The 7,871-nt window shown below is 38.5% G+C and carries 4 protein-coding genes and 1 pseudogene; 3 read left to right on the top strand and 2 right to left on the bottom strand.

The window, feature by feature from the left end:
- Both F6K22_RS23535 and F6K22_RS23530 read left to right on the top strand, forming a co-directional pair.
- Positions 1-289: FAD-dependent oxidoreductase (locus tag F6K22_RS23535; protein ID WP_375340190.1), on the top strand; the 289-nt coding region annotated here is incomplete at its 5' end.
- Positions 290-338: 49 nt separating this feature from the next.
- Positions 339-1,793, top strand: a complete 1,455-nt coding sequence (locus F6K22_RS23530; protein ID WP_293103473.1) for an FAD-dependent oxidoreductase — start codon at positions 339-341, stop codon at positions 1,791-1,793.
- A 587-nt stretch (positions 1,794-2,380) separates the two neighbouring features.
- Here the strand turns inward: F6K22_RS23530 and F6K22_RS23525 are convergent.
- On the bottom strand, positions 2,381-3,763 hold the full coding sequence (locus F6K22_RS23525; protein ID WP_293103470.1) for an aromatic ring-hydroxylating dioxygenase subunit alpha: 1,383 nt from the start codon (positions 3,761-3,763) through the stop codon (positions 2,381-2,383).
- Between the two features lie 1,058 nt (positions 3,764-4,821).
- Here F6K22_RS23525 and F6K22_RS23520 point away from each other — a divergent pair.
- Complete coding sequence (locus F6K22_RS23520) at positions 4,822-6,309, top strand: SulP family inorganic anion transporter (RefSeq protein WP_293103467.1); 1,488 nt, start codon at positions 4,822-4,824, stop codon at positions 6,307-6,309.
- Between the two features lie 716 nt (positions 6,310-7,025).
- On the opposite strand, the pseudogene F6K22_RS23515 reads toward F6K22_RS23520, so the two are convergent.
- Positions 7,026-7,853 (bottom strand): annotated as a pseudogene (locus tag F6K22_RS23515) (CHAT domain-containing protein); the annotation flags it as partial.
- Positions 7,854-7,871 lie beyond the last annotated feature (18 nt).

Here is a 7,871-nt window from a genome sequence, read left to right as displayed (position 1 = left end):
TCACGGAATGCCACCACTTGCGGGTCAAGGTGCTAATCAAGGGTTTGAAGATGCTGCAGCGATCGCTACTTTGGTGGCTGAAATTAACAAGCAAAATCTGTGGGACGATATGACAGCTATAGAAACAGCTTTTAGCAAATATGAATCTTTGCGTCGCCCAATTTTGGAGCACGTTCAACAAGCAAGTTTAAAAATAATATCCCTTTCTTCAGAAGAGGAACAGCGAGAGTACGCTGAAAAACTCTACGATCGTAATATTGCAGAAATTATGGAAACATTCTTGCATTGATGACTCTTACAACTGTTGTACAACATTTTTAGTAATTATCAACATCACTATGAAACCAGAAAACTCCAGTCCAAAAATTGACTATGACGTAGCGATTGTCGGTGCGGGTCCAGTAGGATTAGCAACTGCCCTAGGTTTATATGAACGTGGCATAGAAAATATTATTGTCCTCGACCAAACTCGCGCCTTTCGTAAAGTTGGTCAGGGTGTCGATCTTTTACCCAATGGCTTAAAAGCACTTAAATATACCCATACCCAAGCATACGAAAATATTAAAGAAACTGGTAATAAGCTCAATAACTCAACACAACCAAACCAAGAAACAAAGACAGAAAAAAATCAACCTGTTCCAGAATGGGCGACCAGAAATGTCAACGGGGAGGAAATCCGTTCAATAAAGCTGGAATACGATGAATGGTTTCAGAAGTACGGGGAGGGGAGAGTCTCAATATCTTGGTACGATTTACAAACTCAACTGAGAACACTTTTACCAGAGGAAGTTGTCAAAGCTAATCATCGTTGTGTCAATGTAGTTGCCGAACCAGAATTGAAATGTGTTCGAGCAGATTTCGTTTCTAATCAGGAAGTAGAAACTAACCCCTATGCTCACTGGGATGATAAACAACAAAAGAATCGAACCAGCACTGTAAATTTTTCCCAACTACCCCAATCAGAAATCACATCTATCCGCGCCAAACTATTAATTGCAGCAGATGGAATTAATTCTACTGTCCGCCAAGTAATCTACAAAGACACTCCATGCAGTTTATATAGCAAACCAGAATATTCTGGTGTTGTAGCTATTGCCAGTGGAGGAGTATATGAAATCCCAGAAGCACTCTCACAAGAAATCCAGGATTTGTTTATTCAAGGTTCGCGAGTAGTAACGATTCTCAATCAGCAAATATCGGAAAATTCTACAGAAAACGAAACTCCCAGAATGATCCTATTTTCCCGTCAGTCTGGTCAATATGGATATCTAATCCATGCACCTTTACCTTTGGAGTTATTGGCAGGAAAGTCAGGAAAAGAGTTAATCGATATTGCTGTATTGGAGTTGAAAAAAGCTGACTTTCCAGAGATGATTCAGCAGTTGGTGGCTTTATCCTCCCCAGAACAGATGATGCAACGTCCGTATTATATTCACCGCGCTACTGTTCCTGCTTCCAACCAGCCAAAATGGAATATGGGGCGAGTTGTATTGGCGGGAGATGCAGCTCATGGAATGCCACCATTTATGGCTCAAGGTGCTAATCAAGGACTGGAAGATGCTGCTGTGATGACAACCTTAGTAACTGAGATTAACAAGCAAAATCAGTGGGATGACATGGCAGCTATAGAAACAGCTTTCAGTAAATACGAAGCTTTGCGTCGCCCACTTATGGAGCGAGTTCAATACGCAACTTTGACAAGACTACCTCTTTCTTCAGAGCAGTATGGTCAGGAGTACGCTCAACAAATATACGCTCGTAATTTTGAAGAAATTATGCAAACATTGTTGTAGAAAGAACTATCCTATTTTTCCTAGAGATGTTCAAGAAAACATCTCAACAATTAGTTTATTTACAACAGTTTTAATATTAATCTCTTTTCCCTCCCTTATAATTTTTTGTTTGTAGTTTTGCTCTAGCCCCTCAAATTTTGCTTTTAGGGCTAGACCAAAACTACGAGCCTAATTATCAGTGTTTTACCAGACATAATATTAGTCTAATATAATTTCACCCGAGCATAATTTGTTTGTTTGTAGTTGGGCTTTAGCCCCTCAAATTTTGCTTTTAGGGCTGAAGCCCAACTACGAGCCTAATTATGAGTTTTTTACCAGACATAATATTAGTCTAATATAATTTCACCTGATAATAATTTGTTTGTTTGTAGTTTTGCTCTAGCCCCTCAAATTTTGCTTTTAGGGCTGAAGCCCAACTACGAGCCTAATTATGAGTTTTTTACCAGACATAATATTAATCTAATATAATTTCACCTGATAATAATTTGTTTGTTTGTAGTTGGGCTTTAGCCCCTCAAATTTTGCTTTTAGGGCTGAAGCCCAACTACGAGCCTAATTATGAGTTTTTTACCAGACATAATATTAATCTAATATAATTTCACGACTGGCAAACCTTTTGTCGGAATACTGCTGATAAAACGCTGTCTGATTGAGTATAATTTATACGAAAAAATTAAACTTAAAATCCCCAGTAAAACAGGAATAAAAATAATTTTTACAGGTAAATTAATTGCTATTAATAACAACGCTAAAATTGCTAAAGCTGCTGTAAAATTTTGACAAAAATCTTTGACTTTATCTATCAAAATTAAAGATTTCCGACAACTAGGGCAATGCTTTGTATGTCTGTACCAGCGATCGTATAATTGTTCATCATTTAATTCTTGAAAAGCTGTTTCTCTAATTCCTTGCCATTCAGGTTTACCCCCGGCAAATTCATCTAACCATTTCCGAAAAGTAACTATACCAACATCAGCTAATGAGGGCATAAAATAGGATTTTTTCCAAGTTTTATTCCGTGTTGATTCATTAACAGCTTGGGAGTGCATCATTGATAAATCTTGATTACTTAACTTATTCATGTTACTAGATGAGTGTTGTAACCCAGTTATTAAATACTTTGGTAGTAGTTCAATCCAAAAGTTATGTTTTTTGGGAGCTGCATCAAAAATCAACTTACCAATATGTTTACAATAACCTGGTTTTGTTGGGACAAAATACAACTGAAACAAAGCAGATTTACCATTAGAATATTCGTAAATTGTTGTATTAGAACAGGGCGGGGTAAATTTCCGCGTCGCATCCATATCTTTGTTAAAAATATTGTAACCAGAATGTTTTAAGGTAAAACCATCTTCAGCAGATATTTTTCCCAATACTTCAAAATGTTGCATCGAAATAGCTTTTTCTGGAGAGAAACCAGCAATTCCTTCATGCAAAAATTGACCGTGAGAAGGGTCGAAAGTACTTTCAACAGAGACAGTATAGCTATAGGGAACTTCTGACATAAACCAATCTGTTGAAGAACTATCAAATTTATATTCTGGCATAACAGCAGGCTGTTTTAAAGTAGAATCTTCAACAGCATTAGAACTATTATCCGGCCATACCCAAAGTAATCCTTGTTGTACTTGAGTTGGGTATGTAGTTACTTGCGATCGCGCACTATTACAAGCTGTTTCTAAAGCTTTTTCATCACTCAACATAGGAATATTTGTGCATTTGCCTGCTCCATCAAAACACCAACCATGATGGCGACACATTAAGTCTCCATTTTTATCGATACTTCCTAAAGATAACTGCGCCAATTTATGGGGGCAAGTATCATCCATTGCTATCCATTTTTGCTGCTTGTCTCGCCAAATTACCAGCCTTTTAGCCAGTAAAGTTATTGGGGTTGGATGAGAAGCATCTAGATAACTTATGGGAGTTACTGGATACCATTGTTTAGTCCAAGAAAATTTGGTCATAATGAAATTTACTAATGTATTAAACTACAATTTAATCACCTAACTCTAATCTAGTGTATTTTTCCAATTTAGACAATATATTTGATAAGTTATTGATGATGTTAATATGAGAAATAAATCAAAATATTTCATTAATGGATAATGGATAATGGATAATTACCTCTGGTTGAAACCGTTCTTGATTGAATACAAGGAAATACTATTTCTTTTTTTCCCCTTGAAAGGGGAGGCAGAGTAAGCTGAATTATTTAATTAATAATTAATAATTATTAATTATTCGGTAAGCATTTCCTGCGGAATGCTGCGCCACATGAATGCGCAGCGAAAAAGCCATCAGCCATCGGGTATTAGCTATTAATTCATTGCCTTGACAGTAGGAATTAGTATTGAGAGATTTAAGGAGAATTAAAAGTATTGGAAAAAAACTGACCTTGACCACGAGAAGTGTATATAGCAATTCCCAAAAAGCGTGAGATACAAAATTCCCTGGTTTTAGGGAATAGGGAACACTTAACACTTAACAGGGAATAGGAAGTAGGGAGTAGTAATTCGGGTTCCGTAGGAATAAATAAAGAAGAAAAACAACTGTACCTCCGAGAGCTTGGGAAACGCTATATTCATTATTTATGAAACAGCTAAAATATGACTGCGATCCAGCCTAATACTTACCAAAATATAGCAGTCATTTTTGAGTTGTAATCAGGATTAATAAGTCATAATTTAAAAAAAATTCAGTTATTTACAATAATCTCAGCAATAACACAAAATTTATTACATATTTTATCAAGTTTCTCTTACCTTTAGTCAACAATTTGAGAAACGCTATAATTAATTATACCTAATCGATAAACATTCTATTTCTAGATTTTACTGCCACCTAGCAAATATCTACAAATAAATCTGTTTATTTTGATAATCTTAGCAAATTTATTTTAGGATACGCTCGAATGTAGTAATTGCAAAAATTAGTGTTAAAAATTAATGTTTTTGGCATGGCACTAATTACACAAAAATGCACGCGACAAATTCTACAGGTGTTTTTTTGATAAGGTGAAAAAATGAAAGATATATTAATGAAACGAGCCTGGTTTTCCAACGTACAAAAAGATTTATTGGCAGGCGCTGTGGTGGCTTTAGCTTTAATTCCTGAAGCTATTGGTTTTTCTATTATTGCTGGTGTCGATCCGAAAGTAGGTCTGTATGCTTCATTTTGCATAGCTATTGTTGCAGCTTTTTTAGGTGGGCGACCAGCAATGATTTCTGCAGCAACTGGGGCGATGGCGTTGCTGATGACAACCTTGGTTAAAGATTATGGTTTAAATTATCTGTTAGCAACTACTATTCTCACAGGTATTCTACAAATTTTCCTAGGATGGATAAAACTAGGAAATCAAATGAGATTTGTACCCAGGGCGGTAATGCTAGGATTTGTCAATGCTCTGGCAATATTGATTTTTAATGCTCAGTTGACTCAATTTGAAGATGCTTCTATTTGGGTTTACATAATGGTGGCAGTTGGGTTAGGGATTATTTATGGGTTGCCTCGCTTCACTAAGGTAGTACCTTCTCCTTTAGCTGCTATTGTTGTACTGACAATATTTACGATGGTGACTGGGTTAGATGTCCCCACTGTGGGAGACATGGGAACATTACCCGACGCTTTACCTAGTTTTGCCTTGCCAATGGTACCGCTCAACTTCAAAACTTTAGAGATTATTCTGCCTTATGCTTTAGCGCTTTCCTTGGTAGGGTTACTAGAATCATTTTTAACCGCTAATGTAATTGATGACCTCACCGACACCTCCAGTGATAAAAACCAGGAAGCAGTAGGTCAAGGCGTCGCAAATATTGTTGCTGGATTTTTTGGGGGAATGGCAGGATGCGCGATGATCGGTCAGTCTATGATTAATGTCGGTTCAGGAGGGCGTACTCGACTGTCATCTCTGAGTGCAGGAATTTTTCTGTTTGTTTGTATTATTGTGCTGAATAACTGGGTGGCGCGTATTCCCATGGCAGCATTAGTCGCGGTGATGATTATGGTTTCTATCAGTACGTTTCACTGGAGTTCCATTCGCCATATTCGTCGGGTGCCCAAGAGTGAAACGGCAGTGATGATAACTACTGTATTGATTACAGTTTTGACTCATAACTTAGCTATTGGAGTAATTGTTGGGGTGGCGCTGAGTGCGATTTTCTTTAGTCGTAAAATTGCAGCACTAATTTTTGTTGACTCCTACTTAAAGGAAAATAGTGTGGAGCGTATTTACAGTGTCAATGGTCAAATATTTTTTGTTTCTGTAGAGAATTTTCTCAACTCCTTTGATTTTCGGGAACATTTAGACTCTGTTACTGTCGATCTAACTCATGCTCATTTATGGGATCAATCTGCGGTGGATGCAGTTGATAAAGTTGTGCTGCGTTTTCGCAGACGGGGTATTAAGGTAAATTTGATTGGTTTAAATGAAGCTAGTGCTACTTTGTTAGAACGTTTAACTACCCATTCTAGTAAACAAACAATTTTTAAAGAAGGGCGAGTAATTCATTAGAAGTCAGAAGTCAGAAGTCAGAAGTTAGAAGTTAGAAGTCAGAAGTGACGCAAAATAACCTAATTCTGTCATTGCGAGCGACAGCGTTTGCGGAGCAGTCCGTCAGGATAGCAATCTCGAATTCGTTAAATTTGGATAGTTAAAGAGATTGCTTCGGGGGGTGTTAACTGTTGATAACCGAGTTAATATCAACAGTTCCCCCTCGCAATGACAATTGTGGGCGATCGCCTTTGAGAGATTGCTTCGGGGGTATTAACTGTTATGATAGCAGAGTTAATTTGACATCCTCCCGACGTTGCGCTTACGCGACATGACGAACGCGGGATTCCCTAACATCACTGATAGGGGCTTTCTGCTGCCTCTTTCAGAGGAGCTGCGCTAACATAGCACCTGCCTCCAAGGCCGAACCTCTTTTCGGTCTAAAGGCGCGCTCCTAAAGACTTGCCAGCGCCGCCAAAGGGGGTCTCCCCCATGAGCGACTGGCGCTGACACTGCTAGCCCAGCAGCCTTATTATTTTTACTATAGCATACTATTGTTAGAAGTGCAACATTGATTGGTTTTCCCATGCGACGCTCCCCTACGGGAGAGCGCGGGTCAAGGGCCAACGTTGAGATAAACTATTCCCCCTCGCAATGACAATTTCACCCTAAACTTGACATATTTCAATCCTTCTGGCGAGCAAGATGCTCGCACTACTGATAACTGATAACTGAATTCACCCTTCTCCTTGACAGACAAAACCTGCCCAATAATAAGGATGATTAAACGGTTTTTCGCCCCCTATCAATTTTTTGGCTTCGCTCACTAAATCATAAACTTTCTGACAGTTATCAGCTATTTTCTGCTTTTCCTCATATTCTGCACTCCCTTCTTCAAACTCATCTAATACTGCCTCTGCATCGTCCAAACTCTCCTCCGCTTTTGCCACCGTTAACTCTTTCAATTCCATCTGTGCTTGCCATAACGCATCTGCACTCGGAATATCTTGGGCGCGGTTGCGGTGGTAAAAATATGATAAAATTGTTGTTGCTAAATCATTGACTGCCCACAAACTACTAATAACATTCGACGCACCTGCTGATAAAAAGGCGGCGCTGAGGGTAAAAATATCGTCCGTTAATTCTGAATTTCCTAATGCTGTTTCACAACAGGAGAGAAATAAATCTCCTAACTGCGGGAAACGAATGCTGGCATTCAGCAACTCCCCTAATGTTAAGTCCGTGTCTCCTAGCAATAACTTTGATTCTAATGGCTCGGTTAAATTAGATTTGGCGTGGTGACTGGAGAGTAAACCATTAACTTTCTCTCTCGTCAACAACTGTTTATACTTAGCTTTGGTTGCCTCTTTGCTACCTTTGAGATGGTGTTCGGGGGCGACTCCATAAATTTGTGATACTAATTTGCATTCTGTGGGGGTGTATTTTAAATCATCTCTGGTATTTTCGACGATACCGTAACGTGGTAGGTTTTTCTCTGAATATGGCGCTTGTTGCCGACAAAATGTTAATACCTGGGTGCTGGGTGCTATTCTCACCCGGAATTTATCGCCTAAATATTAGCA

Source organism: Okeania sp. SIO2F4 (assembly GCF_010672385.1).
GTDB lineage: Bacteria > Cyanobacteriota > Cyanobacteriia > Cyanobacteriales > Microcoleaceae > Trichodesmium.
This window is presented reverse-complemented; position numbering and strand designations above follow the sequence as displayed.